This is a genomic window from Shewanella sp. SM68, from assembly GCF_025653925.1.
Taxonomy (GTDB): Bacteria; Pseudomonadota; Gammaproteobacteria; order Enterobacterales; family Shewanellaceae; genus Shewanella; species Shewanella oncorhynchi.
Genome location: NZ_JAKKRU010000008.1, coordinates 61904 through 81602 on the forward strand (window position 1 = coordinate 61904; position 19699 = coordinate 81602).

Consider the following 19699-nt stretch of genomic DNA (forward strand, 5'->3'; position numbering starts at 1 on the left):
AACCTCAGGTCAAACCATGAAAATTATCCTCTCAAGTGCATTAGTGCTCCTGCTCAGTGCCTGTGCAAGCGACTACAGTTTTAACAGTAATTTGGACAGTGAGGCGATTAATGACTATTTCAAGGCATCCGATGTCATCCTTTATGAAGGTGATACCTTGCCGAAAGGTCATTATGAATTAAAAGGATTGGTCGAAGGTGAGTCCTGTCAGGCCGATACCAACGGTGCGCCCGCATCACTTGCCGATGCCAGAACCGAAGCCCGTCGCAATGCCGCAGATAAAGGAGCTAACGGCATTATCATCAAGCAATGTGTCATATTTGAAGAAGCTGCCCAAGGTTGTATCAGCCGTGCATTATGCGTTGGTCAAGCAGTAAAAACGGCTACAACAGAGTAAGCCTCACGCATATGAAGCATACTGCTCGCGGCGTGATCCTATAGTTTTCTAAGATTGCCCCTATCAACCGCTTAATGGCTAACGCTTCATGACCAATGCTGCATTATTAGCACACAAAGATGGGCCTTAATGATTAGCTTAGCATAATGAGCTTAGGCGGTTGTTATACTTACCCTTTAGGTAATTTTTTGCATGACATTTACCAACCAAATTATCGCAGTGGCAACATGCCGCACGCCCTATAAACAAAAATTTGGCATTCCAAGACAACCCGGACTTGTTGAAGCGCGTGGTTATGTCGAACTCGAGCCCCATGTAAATCATATCGATGCGGTGCGTGGCATAGAGCAGTATTCCCATCTCTGGTTGCTATTTTGCTTCCATGAGAATCTTGCCCAAGGTTGGAAAACCACAGTGCGCCCGCCGCGTTTAGGCGGCAATGAAAAACTCGGCGTGTTCGCCACTCGCTCCACTTTTCGCCCCAATGGCATAGGCCAATCTGTAGTGAAATTGCACGGCGTAGTACAGCGCAAGGGCAAAGTGTGCCTCGAAATTTCCGGTATGGATCTGCTCGATGGCACACCGATAATTGATATTAAGCCATACATTCCTTTCTCAGATTCGATTACCGATGCTGTAGGCGGCATTGCCCAAGACGCGCCTAAACTGATTTCAGTGGTGTATTCTGACCATGCCAAGACGCAGATTGAGCGTTACACCCTGCAGGAAACCTACACAGATTTAGCTCTGCTTATCCGCGGTGTGCTGGGGCAAGATCCTCGCCCCGCCTACAAAAAAGCCAAGGACGATCCTAAGTTATATCAAGTCGCCCTCTATGATTTAGATGTGTTCTGGCAAATGGCGGTCGATGACAATGACCAAGAATACATCTTAGTATTGGAACTCAAACCGGGGAAATGTGGCTAAATGTCCGCGCCAACGCCTACATCAAAACCTGATTATCAAAGCCAGCATAAAAAGCGGCTCTCTTGGATGCCGTGGCTGTATTTTTCTTTAAAAGAGAAACATTTAATCTGGGCCAAACCTTGGCAAGACGATATTCAAGCAAAACTTTGTGCCCTCGAAACCATCAACATCGGCGAGCACTGTTTTATCGCCCCCGAAGCTCAGTTATTCGCCGAACCCAATCGTGATATCCGCATGGGTAATCGCTGTATGATCGCCGCCGACTGTTTCTTACATGGGCCTATCACGCTAGGGGACGAAGTGGCGATTAATCATGGCTGTTCCTTCGATGGCGGCAGGGTCGGGATTCAGATAGGCAATCAAACCCGCATCGCCAATAATGTCACCCTTTACGCCTTTAACCATGGCATGGCGCCAGATACCCCCATCTATCAACAAGCTGCCAACTCCAAAGGCATTGTTATTGGCCAAGATGTGTGGATTGGCGCTCAGGCAGGCATAGTCGATGGTGTGAGCATTGGCGATCACGCTGTGGTGGGTATGGGCAGCATAGTGACGAAAGATGTGCCCGACTGGGCGATAGTGGCAGGCAACCCCGCCAAAGTGATTGGTGATAGACGGGATAAGTAAGCAGTAAGGATAATCTTGATACTAGCAGTGACGAAGTCACGCTCTAACAGCACAGCGCTCTTCCTTGTGTTATCCGTTATCCGTTATCCGTTATCCGTTATCCGTTATCCGTTATCCGTTATCCAGCATCAAAAAATGCTATTTATCTCCCAGCTAGTTGAATTTAACCTAAATCCCTAGGTGACATCACCAAAGCAGGTGATAAAATGGCGACCATTCAACTCAAATTTGGACATCGGTAATGCGCGTCAGCAAGTACCTGCTATCAACACAGAAAGAAACTCCTGCCAACGCAGAAGTCATTAGTCATCAATTAATGTTACGTGCGGGCATGATCCGTCGTAATGCGTCTGGCCTTTATAGCTACCTCCCCACGGGCTTACGCGTATTGCGTAAAGTCGAAGCCATTGTTCGTGAAGAAATGAACAAAGCCGGTGCAATTGAAATTCTAATGCCTATGGTGCAACCGGCAGACTTGTGGGTAGAAACGGGTCGTTGGGAAAAGTTTGGTCCCGAGCTGTTGCGCTTTAAAGATCGTCACAATCGCGACTTCGTACTGGGGCCAACCCACGAAGAAGTGATCACCGATCTGATTCGTAAAGAAGTCAGCTCATACAAGCAATTACCGCTGAATCTTTACCAAATTCAAACCAAATTCCGTGACGAAGTTCGTCCACGTTTTGGCATGATGCGCTCACGCGAATTCTTGATGAAAGACGCCTACTCTTTCCACCTTGACGTCGATACCATGAATGAAACCTATGAGGCTATGTACACAGCCTATAGCAACATTCTATCGCGCATGGGCTTAGCTTTCCGCCCAGTTTTAGCTGATACAGGTTCAATCGGTGGCAGCATGTCACACGAGTTCCATGTTCTAGCACAAAGCGGTGAAGATTTAATTGCTTACTCAACGGGCAGCGATTATGCGGCTAACATTGAGAAAGCCGAATCACCTATGCCAACTGAGCCACGCGGCGCAGCCACTGAAGCATTGCGTTTAGTCGATACCCCAAATGCGAAGACCATTGCAGAATTAGTTGAGCAGTTTGGTTTGGATATCACTAAAACGGTCAAAACCTTGATCGTAGTCGGTGCAACCGAAGCCGCTCCGCTAGTGGCGTTAATCGTTCGTGGCGACCATGAACTCAACGAAGTCAAAGCCGACAAGTTAGACTTAGTCGCATCACCATTGGAAATGGCGCCAGAAGCGCTGATCCGTGACGCCATCGGCGCAGGTCCTGGTTCACTTGGCCCTATCGGTCTTAAAATCCCTATCGTTATCGATCACAGCGTTAGCGTCATGAGCGATTTTGCCGCCGGTGCTAACGTTGATGACCAACACTATTTTGGTATCAACTGGGAACGCGATCTGCCGACAGCGCAAGTTGCCGACATCCGTAACGTAGTCGAAGGCGAGCCAACACCTGATGGTTCAGGCACTTATGCTATGGCTCGCGGTATCGAAGTGGGCCATATTTTCCAACTGGGCACTAACTATTCTAAATCGATGAACGCGACTGTACTTGACGAAAATGGCAAGTCACAGGTGCTACTGATGGGTTGTTACGGTGTCGGCGTGAGCCGTATTGTGGCAGCAGCCATCGAACAAAACTTCGATGACCGTGGCATCATTTGGCCAGAAGCGATTGCACCATTTAGCGTGGGCATTCTGCCAATGAACATGCACAAATCGCACCGCGTCACCGATATCGCCGAGCAGTTATACAAAGACTTAAACGAAGCAGGTATCGAAGTGTTATTGGATGATCGTAAAGAGCGTCCAGGCGTGATGTTCGCCGATATGGAACTGATTGGTATCCCACATACAGTGGTGATCGGCGATCGCAATATCGATGCTGGCGTATTTGAATACAAAAACCGCCGCACCGGTGAAAAACAAGATATTCCATTCGATCAACTGCTCGACTTCCTGAAAAACGCAGTTAAAGGCTAATCCTCAACGCGAAATGTAGACAAGCTGAAGATCAAAAACGAAACGCACTTGAGCCCAGCTTAAGTGCGTTTTTTATTGGACTTTTATTGACTGTCGCCGCTCACTCGCGACATGACTTTTTATATGCGGCTGTTTACCGCTGTATTTTGGGCACTGTATTTTTGGCAAGGTATTTTGTGCTAACAGGTACTGACTCGGAGCGACGCCCATCAACTGCCTAAACATATAACCAAAGGCTGAACCCGAGGCATAACCTAAGGATAACGCTGTAGTGAGCACAGATTCACCTCGGCTGAGCATTTGAATCGCCACCTGCAATCTAAGCCTTTGCAACCATTGACTATAACTCAGCCCTGTTTGCTGTTTAAATAATCTCGCTAACGTGCGGGCAGAGGCACCGACCTCCCGCTGCCAATCCACCAAAGTACGTTGCTCACTTGGATCGGCAAGCAAAGCCTCGGTAATGCGCAGTAATTTTTTATCCCTAGGATAAGGTAAATCCAAGGCGACCTTAGGGGCGAGTACCATAAAATCACGGATCACCATCAAGAGCCGCATGACGCGATCCTTAAAATCGGGATCAATTAGCCCAGCCTCACTCTTCACTAAGGCATTAACCTCTTGCAGTAATAACTGCAAAACAGGCTTCACACTCAAACAAGTACAGTCGGGTGGAAACCCGCCTATCCGGGTTTCATCCAAATACAGACTACTCAATTGCACCTGACCTAGCGCGATAACCTCATGATCGACAAAGGGAGGCACCCACACCGCTTGCTCAGGCGGCACAATGTAACGCCCCGCAGGCGTGATCACACTCAACACGCGTTGACTGGCATAAATGACCTGTCCCCAGGAATGACTATGGCGCTGCACATGTTCAAACGGCTTGAGTGTTCGCTTAAGCAACATGATGGAGGCACTTAGCCCTGCGGCGGCTAAACGTGAAGGTGCGACCTGCGTGTACTGAGTAATATGCAGCTGGGATAAATGCGTGTCAGTGACTTGATTCAAGATGTTATCGCCCAAAGTGATTTTTATATCGAAGCTTCTTTTCGTATTATCGAGCCTCTTCCCTATAGAAGCGCCTCTTTGTTTAGAAGCACCTTTTGTAAATAAGTGTCTTTTTATCTAGACATTAAGTCAATCTATCGAGCCTAAGCCAAAGCAGCAAACGCTAACATGTCATATCAGACTGAATAAATTGGAGATGACATGAGTATCCACATGGATAAAAACCGCGTAACGCCCGTTACATTACAAAAAATGAAAGGTAAAACCCCCATAGTTGCTCTCACCGCCTATGAAAAGCCGATGGCAGAACTGATCGATCCCCATGTGGATATGATTATCGTCGGCGACTCCGTCGGCATGGTGGTTTATGGGCAAGACTCTACACTCGGGGTTACCTTAGAAATGATGATTAATCATGGTCTTGCTGTCACTCGCGGCGCAGCACATGCCTGCGTTATTATCGATATGCCCTTTGGGAGTTATCAAGTATCGCCTCAGCGAGCCTTCAGACATGCCAGCCAAGTATTAATACGCACAGGCGCGCAGGCGGTAAAACTCGAGGGTGGCGCAGAGATGCTCGACACCACTCGTTTTTTAACCCAGCGAGGGATCCCTGTGATGCCACACATAGGATTAATGCCGCAACACGTGAATCAATTGGGTGGATTTAAAACCCAAGCAAGGGATGCCGCCGCCATCGAAGCCCTCGTTAGTTTAGCGAAAGACTTTGAGCAAGCAGGCGCTTTTAGCATACTGATTGAAGGCACATCCGAGCTCGCGGCGCGCACAGTTACGGCAGGAGTCTCAATCCCAGTCATAGGCATTGGCGCCTCACCCGCCTGCGATGGTCAAGTGCTCGTGACTGAGGATATCTTAGGCTTATTTTCTGACTACACGCCTAAATTTGCTAAACGCTATATCGACTTAGGATCATTGATCACTAAGGCCTGCGCCCAATATGCCCAAGAAGTGAGGACGGGTGAGTTTCCAGCATCGGAGCATTGCTTTGGCCTCAGCAAAACGACCAAAGTTACAGCGGATTAATTGTCTAAAGCGAAATGTTCCAGCAATCGAATAAACGATAAATCGAAATTTACAACTAATTGAGTCTACCGACTTGCTTTTTATAGGGGGGCGTTGCTTTAATAAAACTATTAAAACAATAAATTGAGTCTGAAGATTGCCTACATCAACTGCATTAGTCTTAGGCGGTGGCGGCGCTAGGGCGGCCTACCAAGTCGGCGTGTTAAAAGCACTGGTCCAGCTTTATCCACGCAATCATGGTATTCCCTTTAAAATTATTTGCGGAACCTCTGCGGGTGCCATCAATGGCACCGCTATCGCTACCCATGCCTCTTGCTTTCACCTTGGTGTCAGAAAACTCGAATGGGTTTGGCGTCACTTTGAAACTCGAAAAGTCTACCGAGCTTCGATCACAGGCGTTCTCAGCCATCTAACGAAAATGGCCCTCAAAGGCATGCAAGATGATAAGGTCAATACCGATGCAGGCAGTCTGCTCGATAATGATCCGCTAAGAGGCTTACTCAATGAGCTTATCGACTTTAAACGTATCGACCGTAATATCCGTAATGGCTCACTGACGGCACTGAGTGTGGATGCCTCTTGTTATAATAACTCTCGCTCAGTGACCTTTTTCCAAGCCGCGAAAGAAATCGAAAACTGGACCCGTGCCCGTCGCAGTGGCGAACGTATCATGCTCAATACCGAGCACCTACTCGCCAGTTCGGCAATCCCTATGGTATTTCCATCCATTAAACTCAACCAAGCCTATTATGGTGATGGTTCAGTCCATCAGCTAGCACCGCTCTCAAGCCCTATTCATTTAGGCGCCGAAAAACTCTTAGTCATTAACTTAGAGAGCCCGCACAAGCACTTTCCTATGGAACTAGAATATCACCCAAAAACAGCGACAATAGCGGGTCATCTGCTCGATACCATCTTTTCAGATACCTTAAATAGCGACCTTGAGAGACTAGAAAGGATCAATAACACTTTAAGCCTGATTCCTGAGTCAAGCCGTAACAAACTCGCCTTGCATCCGATTAAAGCCCTAGTCATCAAACCTAGCGAAGATCTCAGCAAAATTGCTGCCCGCTTCTATGATGACATGCCATGGGCCGTTAAAACCTTACTCGGCTTCATCGGTATAGACAGGCAATCAGACTCAAGTATTGTGTCCTACCTACTCTTCGAAAAAACGTATACCAGCGCTTTAATCGACTTAGGCTATAAAGATGCCATGGAAAAAATCGATGAACTTAAAGATTTCTTTTGCTTAAAATAAGCTAACGACTTAATCAGTTTCTTCACTAAAAATCATGCAAAATGGATAATATTAGTGCCGAAATTCAAACTTTCGCATGAGGAAGAAGATGGATTTAACATTGATAATTTTGTTTGCATCGCTTACTATGCTGTACTAGATTATCAAAAAATCATGCACATTTTTTCAAAAAGGGAATCACGATGAAAAAAACTTCACTAGCACTTATCGTTGCAATCACAGCATTCAGCTCTATGGCTGCAAATGCAGTTGAAGGCGAAGCTGCAGGTACTGGTACTGCTGCAAGCACTAGTACTGGTGTTATCGTTGCTGGTAGCGTAGCTGCTGCTGCTGCAATTGCTGGCGCAGTTGTTATCTCTAACAGTTCTGATGGTAACCCAATTACCAACACAGGTACTGGCACAGGTACAACTACAGGCACTGGTAACTAAGCTATTGTTAGTATGCTTTTAAACAGCCGCCTTATGGGCGGTTGTTTTTTTTGAGTGTTTACAAAGTTAATTTCATAACTTGAAATCTGTCTGATACCTCTTTAAATTCGCTATTTAATCCTAATTGAGAATAAGCAACTCGGATGCGTATATATAAAAAATTACTGTCACTACTGACAATCTCGATTGTGTTAGTAAACACAACCGCTTGTAGCCAAAGAATCAGCGCACTTAACGATACTTTGAAGTTAGCCTTTATCGGTGACAAAGATACTCAATTGTCGGAACAGCAAGTTAATAATATCCCCTATGCCAGTATCTATGCTCGAATCGATGGTATACCTCAAGCGTTCATTGTACTTGCACTTGCAGAGCCTAAGTTCACCTTAACGCTGCCACCGACTCCTGCAATAACAGAGTTAAAATGGCTCTCTGCAGATAAAGCCATGTTAGTAACAATAAATGGACGATTGGTTAGGACGAGCAACCTATTAACAGGTGATTTAATTGCAGTAGAAAGCAATGAGCCAGATCCTATACTCTTAGGCTTACATTTAGATAGCACTCCCAAAACATGGACTCGAACGATTGATTGGCAACCCGGATATCACTTTGGCTACCACGTAAATTCACATTTTAGTTTTATTGCTAAAGAAAACATTCTCATCAACGATACTCCAACCCAAGCGCTACATTACCTTGAATCAGTTTCGGTAGATAATCTCAATATTCAGTATCAAAATGAATTTTGGCTAACACCAGAAACAGGTCATGTGATTAAGAGTCGTCAAAAAATTGCCCCTAATCAGCCTTTTATCGAAATTACATTACTCAAGCCATTTGCGTCTTAGTGGAGTCCCAATGAGATCCTATTTAATGCCCTTAGCGCTACTGCTCAGTTCTGTTTTAGCGACAGTAGCTCAGGCTGAAACTCAATTGTTAGTTACAACGTCGTCAAACCAAGATGCACAAGTTGAATTACTTTATCCAACATCGATTCGTCTTGATAAAGTAGTACTGGACGGCTTACAACAACTTCAAATACATAATAAAAACAATCATAAAGAGATAACCCCTATTTATTGGTTGGGTGCAGCACTACTCGATATCCAAAACACTGCCGCTTTAGAAGCTAAACGCAAAGAAACCCTGTCCCAACTAGCACAAATGGGTCAAGCTGCAGATGACAGTATCTATACAGCAAAGCTTGCAAAACTTGCGCAGTTTTTACGACAAATCAAACTTGGACAGCGCGTAATGCAGCCATTACATCTTGATTTAATCAGGATAAATGACTCATACAACCCTCTAATTGATGGCCGTTTCGAACTTATCTTACCTCAGAGACCTACGACTGTACTTGTCATGGGTGCGGTAGCTAAAGCGGGAAGTTTTGAATGGCAAGTCAATAAAAATAGTAAAGACTATTTAGCGAAAGCAATTCCATTAGAAAACGCTGATAATAGCTTCGTATGGATAGTTCAACCAGATGGTAAAGCACTAAAACAACCAATAGCCTATTGGAATGCTCAAGCGCAAGATATTGCTCCAGGAGCTGTCCTTTATGTTGAATTTTCAGACTTAGTAGAAGACTACAGCACATTGAACGCCAATATTATTGAATTATTAAGGAATCGGGCTCTGTAATGAATAACGCTACCCATTCTAATCTTACGTTAAGTAAACTTTCAGCAATTGCTCTGGCTCTTTTCCCTTTATTCCATATCCAAGCCGATGAATTTAGCTATCCTCCACTCTTAGCCTCACAATCGGACTTTGGTGGTGTAGGATTAATGCAAATGCCTACAGGACGTATGGCTCCTGAGGGTGAGTTTAATTTTGCAACAACTTATAACTCTGAATACCAGCATTTTTCAGCTTCAGTGCAATTATTCCCTTGGTTTGAAACTACGGTTCGTTATACCCAAGTACAAGATCTACTCTACAGTAACGATCCGAGTTTCAGCGGTAACACCAAGTACACTGATAAAGGTATCGATTTTAAAGTCCGTCTAGTGGAAGAAAGTTACTGGTTACCAGAAACTTCTATTGGTATAAGAGATTTTGGCGGTACAGGCTTATTTGATGGCGAGTTTATTGCGGCCACTAAACGTGTTGGTCCAGTCGACTTTACCTTAGGGATAGGCTGGGGCTATATAGGAAATAGCGGTAACCTGACTTCGGATAAAAAAGATCTTAATGATAATTGTGATCGAGACACATCTTTTGGAGGAAAAGGTGGAACTGTCGACTACCAACGTTGGTTTAAAGGCTGTGCGGCATTATATGGCGGTATTGAATATCAAACGCCGTGGGAACCTTTACGAGTAAAAGTAGAATATGATGGAAATGATTATCTAGCAGATTTCCCCGTCACTGGTGGTGGCGTCGATATGTCACAAGACAGTAAATTTAACTATGGCTTACTCTACCGAGCAACAAGCTGGAGTGATTTCCACCTAAGCTATGAGCGTGGTAATACTTGGACGTTAGGTGTTAGCCTGCAAACTAACTTCAATGACTTACGACAAATTAAACGTGATACTCCTGCAGAGAAATATAAACCTATAGCAGCAGTACCTATGTCGGGTAAAAGAGTAACGCATGACGGTACAGAAGAAACAGCACAATCCTCTACCGATACGGCTATTTCAACGGTAACAACTCAGCCATTAGTAACAACTGAGTCATCAAAGTCAGAACCGGTTACAAACACGACTATCCACGCTGAAATGCCCAGCCAAACTGATTGGGACAGAGTAGCGACTGAGCTTAGTACTATCGCTGGTTACGACAATCCAAAAATCTATCTTGATAATCACATCGTGACCGTGGTTGCAGATCAAGTAAAGTATATGGACCGTAAAGAAGCCCACCATAGAGCGGCGACGATACTGGCAAATAACACGAACAAGCAGATAATTACTGAATATCGTCTTATTGAAACCCGTTATAAGCAGCCGATAACAGAGACACATATCGACGCTGATAAATTCGCTCAAGTAGCTACCTATGGTTATATCAATGCAGATATGGCGGATAGCACAGAAATCAGTGTACCAAGGTCGCCTCAAGGAACATTAGTAACCCAATCCCATGAGGATTGGTTGGATAAATTAAGTTTTGATATTGCCCCCACTATGGTGCAATCCTTCGGTGGTTCAGAAGGTTTCTATATGTTCAACATAGGTGTTACTGGCAGTGCAGCGTATCGATTTAATGATCGCTTGGAACTTTCGGGATCACTTTATTTGAATCTCTATGATAACTACGATAAATTTTTGTACGATGTTCCACCTGATGGTACCGACTTAAAACGCGTAAGAACGCTTATTCGTCAATATGTCCATGACTCAACGGTCAGAGCGACTAACTTACAGCTAACTTGGATGGATAATCTGAGCGATAACATCTCCTATCAAGCCTATGGTGGTTATTTAGAGATGATGTATGGCGGAGTAGGTACCGAATTCCTTTATCGACCGCTAAACAGTGAATGGGCATTCGGTTTTGATGTTAACTATGCGAAACAAAGAGATCCTGACAGCATGTTTGGTTTCTTCGAGGATGAAAATCAGTTTGACCCACTGACCAATCGCGCCTATCGAGTGCAGACAGGCGTAGTGACAGGACATGCGACCGCTTATTACCAGCCAAAGTGGTTCCCGAATACCTTGCTAAAAGTCAGTGCAGGCCAATATCTTACCGAGGACAAAGGCATAACTGTCGATTTCTCAAAACAGTTTGATAGTGGCGTTATCGTCGGTGCATTTGCGACTAAGACTAACTTGTCGGCAGAAGAATACGGTGAAGGTAGCTTTACCAAGGGATTCTATATTTCGATCCCATTCGATTTAATGACAATTAGACCGACTCAAAGCCGTGGCTTCCTCTCTTGGATGCCGTTGACCCGTGACGGTGGCCAAATGCTTGGTCGTAAATACAACTTATTTGATATGACTGATGCGCGGTCACCTTGGTATACCAGACCCAGTGTAGACCCCATTAAATAGTTAGTACGCAGCTAAACCTCAAAACGGGCAAGATAATTCTTGCCCGTTTTGTTTTCTGCCATTAGGACTAACTTACAATAGTAAAATCTGCACTGCCAAATTAGCTCACGACTCTATTGGCCATTTATTTAATACAAGTAGTGATTAGCTTTATGAGGGTGTGCTGGCGATGCTATCTCTAGCGGATAAAATCGGTGCGGCGATTAATGGCCAATCAATGGCAAACTCAGCACTGTTCCAAGCTAAAACGCTTTCATCTTCAGGATCATAATATTGAGTACATTGATAAATAACATCAGCATAATCACTAAGAACATAAAAACCGTGCGCAAAGCCCGATGGGATCCACATTTGCAGATGATTCTCTGCCGATAGCACTCGCCCAACCCATTTTCCATAGCTGGCCGAGTCGGCCCGTATATCAACGGCTACATCAAAGATGCTCCCTGCACAGACTCGCACCAATTTACCTTGTGGCTTACGCTGTTGAAAATGCAATCCACGCAGGACATTGTATTGCGAACGACTCTGGTTTTCCTGCACAAATACGGGAGGCTCAAATCCTCTTGCAGTAAAACAAGCATCAAAATAGGATTGCCTGAACGTTTCCTTAAAAAAACCACGCTCATCACCAAATACTTGGGGTTCAAACACCAATACTTCGGCTAATTCTGTTTCGCTATATTTCATCCAATACCTGCTTATAGAGTCATGCACGAAACAGCGAAATAGTAGGGTATAAAAAGGATCAATATATCCCGAATCTCAGCTTGCATCAGAGTGGCCAAAGGGTAATAAATCATTGGTTTATCATAAATGGGCAGTAATTGCTTACAGACAACCTGCGTCATAGGATAAAGACGCGAGCCAGTACCGCCCGCCAGCAAAATGCCTTTTCTCATTGAAATATTTAGGATTGATAAGCCATGTTGAAGTGCCAAGATTGTAGCATACAAAATGTCGCGAGCAGGAAGAACAGATAACAGTGCTGCTGGCTGTTAATGCAGGAAAAACAACGCAACAGAATAGTAAACCGCAAAAGCTAAATACCATTTTGGCTCAGTAAGATTTAAATTCGTCTTTTACTTTATGTAACATATAAGAAGACACTAACCAATCTCAACCCTTACTACTTTCAGGGATCAGCATCTCAATACGTAACCCCTGATTAGGCGCTGAGAAGAGTGACACATTACCATTCAGTTTTTGTGTGATCAGATTATAAATAATCGACATCCCCAAACCTGTTCCACCACTCTGCCTTGCAGTGGTAAAAAAGGGCTCGAATGCTTTGGCTTTCACTTCATCGGACATACCTACGCCATTATCTTCATAAATCATCTTGATCTGCGAAGCCATTTTTTCAACTACTATCACAATTTGCTTATCACCGACAAAATCATCAGGAAAAGCATGGCGAAAACTGTTAGCGACTAAGTTAGTGAAAATTTGTGCGATCGCACCGGGGTAAGAATCAATAAAAATATTATCGTCAAGTTCAACTTTTAAAGTGATATTTTTCTTACGCATCAAGGGTTTTAATGAACTAAATATCTGAAAAATATAATTCTTCAGATTAAAGCGCTCGCGTTCCAGTATCGATTGGTCTGCAGCAGTACGCTTGAAGTTATGCACCAGTTCTGCAGCGCGGGAAAGGTTACGCTCAATTAAGCATAAACCATCCTGCATTGTATTGATAAAGCTGACAAATTTATCCTCATCAAGCTCGTTTTTCTCAAAGAGTCCTTTCAATAGGGATAACTCATCCAAACAATGGGTCACGGATGTGACAGCTATGCCAAGGGGGGTGTTCACTTCATGGGCAACACCAGCAACTAAGCTGCCTAAGGCCGCCATTTTTTCATTTTCAATTAAGTGCTTTTGGGTTGATTTTAAAGTCGATAATGCCGTTTCAAGCTCTGCGGTACGCAGCTCAACTTTATGCTCAAGATCGGTATTAATGAGCTTAAGCTGTTGCTGATATTCAATGATCTCTTTAGCACTCATGGCTCGACCAAAAAGGTCGGCCAGTGCAGATGCAAAGGCCTTCTCATCCCGAGTCCATTCCCTCGCCTCGCCCTGATGTTCAGAACAAATAATCCCCACCATTTTTCCGTGGTGACGAATAGGACTATCCAACAAAGAGCTAATCTGATTCGGTTTCAGATAGGTTTCGACAAATTCTTTAGTGGCGGGATCCGTTTGTGCCTTATTGGCGACAATTGTGCGCTCATTGTCGAGCAGGCTAAAGTAATGGGGAAACTGCGCGCGACTGAGCACTAACGCTTCTTGTGGCTGCTGATTGTCGAGTGAATAATAACAAGTGATGCTCTGATTATCCGGACTCAACAACCAAATGCCCGCCCGAGAGATCAGTAATCCCTTACAAATTGAGCTCACGATAAGTTGTGATGCTTGAATGAGATCACCCTCATCAATAACCTGAGACTTACTGACATCAAATAAAATTCGATCAAGCATTCGGGTCATAGTGGCTCATCCGGAATGTGAATATGTAGGGAGGCAAACACATCTAACAAATCAAGGCTGGCTTCACATAACACAGGATCAAACTGTTTACCCGATTGCGCTAAGATGTACTCGCGCACCGCCTCAACAGACCATGCCTCTTTGTAACTTCGCTTGGAAAGCAAAGCATCAATCACATCAACAATCGCCATCAGGCGACCTTCAATAGGAATGTCTTCCTGCGATAGCCCACGGGGATAACCTTGCCCGTCCCAACGTTCATGGTGAGTATAAGCAATTCTAGCGCCCATTTTGGCAATGATACGATTTGAGCCAACCAACAGGTTATAACCCTTCTCTGCGTGGGTTTGCATAATCGCCCATTCCTCGGCATCGAGTTTACCGGGCTTATGCAAAATACTCTCAGGGATACCGATTTTGCCTACATCATGAAGTGGCGCCGCATAACGAATAGTTTCGATAAAGTCTGCTTTCATACCAATGGCAATCGCGAGCATTTCTGTCATGCGCGCTACGCGGCGCACATGGGCCCCAGTCTCCTTACTGCGCTGCTCAATGGCATCTCCAATGATTAAAATTAGCTCCCTTTGTGTCTGCTGCACATTTTCGCGGCCCGACAAGTTCTCAAAGGTTAAGCTCACATTTGCCGCAAATAGCTCAAGAATGCTGACTTGAAAATCCGTTAACTTAGTGTTGTGTTGTAAATAGAGAATACTGGTAACATGACCACTAAGCTCATAAAATCCAACATAGATATTGTCACGGATCAGCGAAGTTTTTAGCGCTATCGCTTCAATAATATGTTCCCGCACATCCCCTGGCAGAGTCTCAACGCTGCCACCTTCAAAGTAACTGATCATATCTCCTGTGGCGGCTAGCAGATTCATTTGAGTATCGAGGTAAAGATCTTGATGATAACTCGTGAGATAAAGAGCCGAGCTTTCAAGATTGAGCAGCTGCAAGGTCTGTTCGAGCACTGCACTACCAAAGTTATGCAATGTATGGCTCTTAAGTACAGAGGTGGAAGCAGCAATCACTTTTTCCATCCCCTTTTGGCTTTGCTCGATAATTTTTATATCGCGATAGGAGCGTAATGAGGTGTACACACAAGACTTAAGCCGAGCCGCGGTGAGCTCTGTTTTAGCTTTATAATCGTTAATGTCAAAATCCCGAATAACTTGCTCTTCAGGTGCTTGCCCCGGCTGACCTGTACGTAAAATGATGCGGGTACTGTGGTTATTTAATTCAGTGCGAATTTTTTGTACTAGCTCTAAGCCTGCATGATCGGTTTCCATGACGACATCAATAAAGGCCAAGGCAATATCTGATTCAGTTTGAAATAATGTTAAACCTTCAGCAGCGCTGTAACAGGAGTAGAACTGCAAGACTCGATTATCTAAGGTCAGATTTTTTAGCGCAAATCGAGTTACATCATGGATCCCAGGTTCATCATCAATAATGGCCACCTTCCAAATGCCTTGTTTAGGCTTATGGGATGTATCTTCGATAACATCAGCACTTTTCTTAAATAACGCCACAAAACCACCGTTTACGATGAATAGTTACGTTTTAGTATAGATTCAATCTTGAAAGTGACTAGTTTCAAAGGATAAATTATCATCCCATTAATTACCGCTTAGGACTAACAACTAACATAGTGGCCACTTAAAACCCACACAAAAACAACTTAAGCTATTGTTATAAAAATAGAAATAGAAATAGAAATAGCAAAAGTTAGCCTATCCTATCCTATCCTAGCCTTGGCGGGTATGATGAGTGCACTTGATACATAATTCCCAAAATTTCTATTGGAGCTACTATGAAAAAATCACTATGTTACATCGCACTACTGGCTTTATTCACCACGGCTTGCTCAGAAGCACCAAAAGAAGAAACGGCAGTCAATACAGCCCAAGCTCAAACAGAAGCGGCAAAATCCGTCCCAGTAGGTGATACCAGCCAGAACTCGCTCGATTGGGCAGGTAGTTATGAAGGCGTATTGCCTTGCGCCAGTTGTGAAGGAATGCAAACCCTAATCACTTTGCAAGCTGATAATAGCTTTGTTCAAGAAACCGTTTATTTAGGTAAAGATGAAAAGATTTTAAAACTGATGGGTAAAGTGATATGGGACGAACTGGGCCAGAAAATCACCCTAGAAGATGGTACACAATATTTGGTCGGTGAAAATCAGTTGATCATGTTAGACACTGAAGGCAAACGGATCACCGGCGAACTTGCTGCAAATTATGTGTTGAAAAAGAAAGGTCTATAAAAGCAGAGCAGGCAGCTAGCACTAAACTGCAGTACTAGATTATGAATAACGGAGGCTTTGCACTTACCGTAAGAGCAAAGCCTCCGTACCGTTATCCATAAGTCACGCAGAAATGTTCTGCAATCGCAAAGCCATGCTTTAGAAGTTGTGAAGCGAAGAAAAGCGAAACAAACCTTCTTAAACAATAAAGAGGCTATTTTGAATAACAGCATACAACTGATCCGCTATCAAGATTGCCCATCAACGCCATGGAAAAATGGTGGTGGAAGCACAAAACAGCTACTCATTTCCCCCATCAATGCCGAACTTACTGAATTTGATTATCGGATCAGCATTGCAAGTATTAGCAGCAACGGACCTTTTTCATCATTTATCGACATAGACAGGCAACTGCTCATTCTGGAAGGTGATGGTGTTGAACTCAGCATCAATAGTCATGAAGGGACAAAACAGATAAATGGCCTTGGAGCTGGAGAAAAGATATCAGGAAATACAAATACAACTGAATATAAGCGACTCACGCCAGCTGATAGCCCATTCTGCTTTGCTGGTGAAACCTCAATAACAAGTCAATTATTAGGCAGTGATGTTATTGATTTCAATGTCATGACCAAACGCGGCGCATTTAAAGCGCATACGCAAAGGCTTAGCTTTGATGACATATTTATCGAAGAACAGATTGCAGCCTCAAACAACTATCCAAATGAACTGCAAAAAACTGAAGCTTACGTCCCTATCATCCAAATACTTTGCTGCTTAGATACCATGACATGGGAGCATAATGGCAAGCTTATCAAGATCATGCCCTATGATATTCTCGTTTTCCAACAAGGGGATGGTATAAGGTTAAAATCAACAAGACCAAGTAGACTGCTTAAAGTGTCTATTACTGCCTGCAAGCCATAAAACGAGTGAATGATTACGAACTTCCCGAGTAAATCTTTAGTAAATCTCAAGTCCAGTGTACAACCGCGAGATAACAAAGTTCATTAGTGATATCAATATTGCAAGCCTCTCTCAGCCCTAAGTTACGATGCACCACCGTAAGAACTAAATTACTTATTATCTTAAAACCATGCTTATAAACGAAAAAAAGCCAAATCAAATTTGATTTGGCTTTTCAAATACCACAAGAAAACTAAGAAACTAAGAAACTAAGAAACTAAGAAACTAACGGAACAACTTTATTTTGTCCGTTAACAGCGCTTAATTTTTTCTTTTGCTGCCATACTAAATCACATATACCGTCTGTTGGGTTAAAACCTGTTGGTGCTGACAGTAAGATTTCTCGTATAGCTTCATGGTTAAACTCATGACAAGCTTTATCTAAGCGACTAAGAATAACTTCTAGCTCTTTCCAAGTAAGATAGCTTTCATTGGCAGTCATAATACGTTCATGCTCAGTGCCAGTAACATCATCACCAATTAGTAATTCTTCGTATAATTTTTCACCAGGACGTAATCCACTAAACTCAATGGCAATATCACCATCAGGATTGAGTTCATCCTTCACTTCAAAACCGCTGAGACGAATCATTTTTGCCGCTAAATCGACAATTTTGACTGATTTCCCCATGTCCAGCACAAACACATCGCCACCTTTACCCATGGCCCCCGCTTGGATAACTAACTGAGAAGCTTCCGGAATTGTCATAAAGAAACGGGTAATTTCACGATGAGTAACAGTAACAGGCCCGCCGTTGGCAATTTGCTTGCGAAATAACGGTACTACAGACCCAGAAGATCCTAATACATTACCAAAGCGAACCATGCAAAAACGCGTTTGATGTGTTTCTTTGGATAACGCTTGAAGTGCCAACTCGGCCATACGCTTAGTCGTGCCCATAATATTAGTTGGGCGTACAGCTTTATCCGTCGAAATCAATACAAAAGTTTCAACCTTTGCTGCAATCGCTGCACGAGCAGTATATAAAGTACCGAAGATGTTATTACGCACACCTTCAACGACATTGTGCTCCACCAATGGCACATGTTTATAGGCTGCAGCGTGATACACAGTTTGGACTTTAAACGATTGCATTACTGCTTGAACACGATTTTCCCGTTGTACCGAGCCCATGATCGGTAAAATTTTAACATCAAGTCCTAACTCAAAAGCTGTCGCTGAAAGTTCGCGCTCAATCGTATACAAGGCAAACTCAGATAACTCAAATAGCACTAATTTTTTAGGTGACTGTTTTAATATCTGTCGACATAACTCAGAGCCAATCGAGCCGCCAGCTCCCGTGACCATCACTACTTTATTGCGGATATTGGCAACCATTAAGTCGCAACGGGGAGTAACTGCATCACGCCCTAACAAATCATCGATTTCGACTTCTTTAATATCGCTATAAAGCTTATTACCACTAACCAGATCAGCCATTGCAGGTAAGGTTAATACTTGTACAGCCAAAGGTTCAAGCTTGACTAAAATCTCTTGGCGACGAGAGCGAGAGGCACTTGGCATAGCCAGCAACACCTTTGTAGCGGCTTTTTGTGTGATGAGTTTTTTAATAATAGAAGGCGAATGAACATGCACTCCTTGGATGACAGTGCCATGCAAAGTCGCATCGTCATCAACAAATGCAAAGGGATAATACTCATGGCTTTGTACAAGAGAGGTCACCAGTTGGCGACCACTCACACCAGCACCATAAATAATCACAGGTTCACCAACGCGCTTTAGACCAGCCCCCACTAACGAGCGCACCATAGCGCGAGTTCCACCGACAAATACCAAGGCAAAAGCAGCGTAAATAATTGGTACAGTACGGGGTAGGTTCGCCTCGCTGTAATACGCAATTAACACTAACGACACTGTTGAGGCAAGCACACCAACAATAATAGCGGTAAGTGCTTGTAACCCCATGTATCTAAGCACAGCACGATATAAGCCCAGCTTAGCAAACACCATGATACTCACAGGCACAACCAAAACAATGAGCAACCAGTATGTGCTATTAGTTAAGACACTCACGGCATCTAACCGCACCAACAAGGCTGCCCAAAATGCAACTAAGAGAAATACCGAATCAATCGCCACACTCACTAAACGTTTATGTGACCGTTTCAAAGAAAATAAACACTGCAAAAATTCCATTTTCCGCTCCAATTTACTCAAAAACTTCATAAATTCCATAATTAACAGCACCGCCTCCATACGCAAGAGGCTCAAACAACAAAGACCAACAATATCACAGCCCTGTTAAAAAATCTCTAACTAAGGATGTTGTCTAAAATACGAGCGACTGCTTTAACAG

The 19699-nt window shown here is 43.8% G+C and carries 17 protein-coding genes and 1 pseudogene; 12 read left to right on the forward strand and 6 right to left on the reverse strand.

The window, feature by feature from the left end:
- Positions 1–16 precede the first annotated feature (16 nt).
- The 4 genes from rcsF to L5M40_RS13830 all read left to right on the forward strand — a co-directional run bounded on the left by rcsF (position 17) and on the right by L5M40_RS13830 (position 3911).
- The gene (gene rcsF / locus L5M40_RS13815; protein WP_105252035.1) at positions 17–397 is read left to right on the forward strand and encodes an Rcs stress response system protein RcsF; all 381 of its coding nucleotides are present in this window, start codon (positions 17–19) and stop codon (positions 395–397) included.
- A 192-nt stretch (positions 398–589) separates the two neighbouring features.
- A complete protein-coding gene (gene tsaA / locus L5M40_RS13820; RefSeq protein ID WP_168824367.1) occupies positions 590–1324 on the forward strand; it encodes a tRNA (N6-threonylcarbamoyladenosine(37)-N6)-methyltransferase TrmO in 735 nt (244 codons plus the stop codon).
- Positions 1325–1954: an acyltransferase gene (locus L5M40_RS13825; protein WP_263176956.1), complete on the forward strand. Its 630-nt coding sequence runs from the start codon at positions 1325–1327 to the stop codon at positions 1952–1954.
- Positions 1955–2195: 241 nt separating this feature from the next.
- On the forward strand, positions 2196–3911 hold the full coding sequence (locus L5M40_RS13830; RefSeq protein WP_263176958.1) for a proline--tRNA ligase: 1716 nt from the start codon (positions 2196–2198) through the stop codon (positions 3909–3911).
- Between the two features lie 72 nt (positions 3912–3983).
- Here the strand turns inward: L5M40_RS13830 and L5M40_RS13835 are convergent, their stop codons facing one another.
- The gene (locus L5M40_RS13835) at positions 3984–4940 is read right to left on the reverse strand and encodes a helix-turn-helix transcriptional regulator (protein ID WP_317629675.1); all 957 of its coding nucleotides are present in this window, start codon (positions 4938–4940) and stop codon (positions 3984–3986) included.
- A 186-nt stretch (positions 4941–5126) separates the two neighbouring features.
- Between L5M40_RS13835 and panB the strand changes: the two genes are divergently transcribed.
- The 6 genes from panB (at position 5127) to L5M40_RS13865 (ending at position 11674) form a co-directional block, all read left to right on the forward strand.
- Positions 5127–5969, forward strand: a complete 843-nt coding sequence (gene panB / locus L5M40_RS13840) for a 3-methyl-2-oxobutanoate hydroxymethyltransferase (RefSeq protein ID WP_263256771.1) — start codon at positions 5127–5129, stop codon at positions 5967–5969.
- A gap of 136 nt (positions 5970–6105) precedes the next feature.
- Positions 6106–7230, forward strand: a complete 1125-nt coding sequence (locus L5M40_RS13845) for a patatin-like phospholipase family protein (RefSeq protein ID WP_028761134.1) — start codon at positions 6106–6108, stop codon at positions 7228–7230.
- 182 nt (positions 7231–7412) lie between these two features.
- Positions 7413–7661, forward strand: a complete 249-nt coding sequence (locus L5M40_RS13850) for a hypothetical protein (RefSeq protein ID WP_173243905.1) — start codon at positions 7413–7415, stop codon at positions 7659–7661.
- 143 nt (positions 7662–7804) lie between these two features.
- Positions 7805–8512: a YjbF family lipoprotein gene (locus L5M40_RS13855; RefSeq protein ID WP_263148500.1), complete on the forward strand. Its 708-nt coding sequence runs from the start codon at positions 7805–7807 to the stop codon at positions 8510–8512.
- Between the two features lie 10 nt (positions 8513–8522).
- On the forward strand, positions 8523–9308 hold the full coding sequence (locus L5M40_RS13860) for a capsule biosynthesis GfcC family protein (RefSeq protein ID WP_173497675.1): 786 nt from the start codon (positions 8523–8525) through the stop codon (positions 9306–9308).
- A complete protein-coding gene (locus L5M40_RS13865; RefSeq protein WP_028761138.1) occupies positions 9308–11674 on the forward strand; it encodes a YjbH domain-containing protein in 2367 nt (788 codons plus the stop codon). Before L5M40_RS13860 ends, L5M40_RS13865 begins: the two co-directional genes overlap by 1 nt.
- 150 nt (positions 11675–11824) lie before the next feature.
- Here the strand turns inward: L5M40_RS13865 and rfbC are convergent, their stop codons facing one another.
- The 4 genes and pseudogenes from rfbC to L5M40_RS13885 all read right to left on the reverse strand — a co-directional run bounded on the left by rfbC (position 11825) and on the right by L5M40_RS13885 (position 15702).
- A complete protein-coding gene (gene rfbC / locus L5M40_RS13870; protein ID WP_173243893.1) occupies positions 11825–12364 on the reverse strand; it encodes a dTDP-4-dehydrorhamnose 3,5-epimerase in 540 nt (179 codons plus the stop codon).
- 44 nt (positions 12365–12408) lie between these two features.
- Positions 12409–12576: pseudogene (locus tag L5M40_RS13875) on the reverse strand (sugar phosphate nucleotidyltransferase); the annotation flags it as partial.
- Positions 12577–12793: 217 nt separating this feature from the next.
- A complete protein-coding gene (locus tag L5M40_RS13880; RefSeq protein ID WP_263256772.1) occupies positions 12794–14164 on the reverse strand; it encodes a GAF domain-containing sensor histidine kinase in 1371 nt (456 codons plus the stop codon).
- Positions 14161–15702, reverse strand: a complete 1542-nt coding sequence (locus L5M40_RS13885; RefSeq protein WP_263139279.1) for a DUF3369 domain-containing protein — start codon at positions 15700–15702, stop codon at positions 14161–14163. Before L5M40_RS13885 ends, L5M40_RS13880 begins: the two co-directional genes overlap by 4 nt.
- Before the next feature lie 281 nt (positions 15703–15983).
- On the opposite strand from L5M40_RS13885, the gene L5M40_RS13890 reads away from it, so the two are divergent.
- Positions 15984–16436, forward strand: coding sequence for a copper resistance protein NlpE (locus L5M40_RS13890; protein WP_263222244.1), 453 nt, complete (start codon positions 15984–15986; stop codon positions 16434–16436).
- Between the two features lie 147 nt (positions 16437–16583).
- The gene (locus L5M40_RS13895) at positions 16584–17342 is read left to right on the forward strand and encodes a HutD family protein (protein ID WP_411569086.1); all 759 of its coding nucleotides are present in this window, start codon (positions 16584–16586) and stop codon (positions 17340–17342) included.
- Between the two features lie 256 nt (positions 17343–17598).
- Here L5M40_RS13895 and L5M40_RS13900 read toward each other — a convergent pair whose 3' ends face one another.
- Positions 17599–19539 carry a nucleoside-diphosphate sugar epimerase/dehydratase gene (locus L5M40_RS13900; RefSeq protein WP_263256773.1) on the reverse strand — a complete coding sequence of 647 codons (1941 nt, stop codon included), beginning with the start codon at positions 19537–19539 and terminating at the stop codon, positions 17599–17601.
- Between the last annotated feature and the right edge of the window lie 160 nt (positions 19540–19699).

Bases quoted from the DNA above. Each gene is read 5' to 3' on its own strand.
- rcsF (WP_105252035.1), top strand. From the start codon at position 17: ATGAAAATTATCCTCTCAAGTGCATTAGTGCTCCTGCTCAGTGCCTGT.
- tsaA (WP_168824367.1), top strand. From the start codon at position 590: ATGACATTTACCAACCAAATTATCGCAGTGGCAACATGCCGCACGCCC.
- L5M40_RS13825 (WP_263176956.1), top strand. From the start codon at position 1,325: ATGTCCGCGCCAACGCCTACATCAAAACCTGATTATCAAAGCCAGCAT.
- L5M40_RS13830 (WP_263176958.1), top strand. From the start codon at position 2,196: ATGCGCGTCAGCAAGTACCTGCTATCAACACAGAAAGAAACTCCTGCC.
- panB (WP_263256771.1), top strand. From the start codon at position 5,127: ATGAGTATCCACATGGATAAAAACCGCGTAACGCCCGTTACATTACAA.
- L5M40_RS13850 (WP_173243905.1), top strand. From the start codon at position 7,413: ATGAAAAAAACTTCACTAGCACTTATCGTTGCAATCACAGCATTCAGC.
- L5M40_RS13855 (WP_263148500.1), top strand. From the start codon at position 7,805: ATGCGTATATATAAAAAATTACTGTCACTACTGACAATCTCGATTGTG.
- L5M40_RS13860 (WP_173497675.1), top strand. From the start codon at position 8,523: ATGAGATCCTATTTAATGCCCTTAGCGCTACTGCTCAGTTCTGTTTTA.
- L5M40_RS13865 (WP_028761138.1), top strand. From the start codon at position 9,308: ATGAATAACGCTACCCATTCTAATCTTACGTTAAGTAAACTTTCAGCA.
- rfbC (WP_173243893.1), bottom strand. From the start codon at position 12,364: ATGAAATATAGCGAAACAGAATTAGCCGAAGTATTGGTGTTTGAACCC.
- L5M40_RS13880 (WP_263256772.1), bottom strand. From the start codon at position 14,164: ATGACCCGAATGCTTGATCGAATTTTATTTGATGTCAGTAAGTCTCAG.
- L5M40_RS13890 (WP_263222244.1), top strand. From the start codon at position 15,984: ATGAAAAAATCACTATGTTACATCGCACTACTGGCTTTATTCACCACG.
- L5M40_RS13900 (WP_263256773.1), bottom strand. From the start codon at position 19,539: ATGGAATTTTTGCAGTGTTTATTTTCTTTGAAACGGTCACATAAACGT.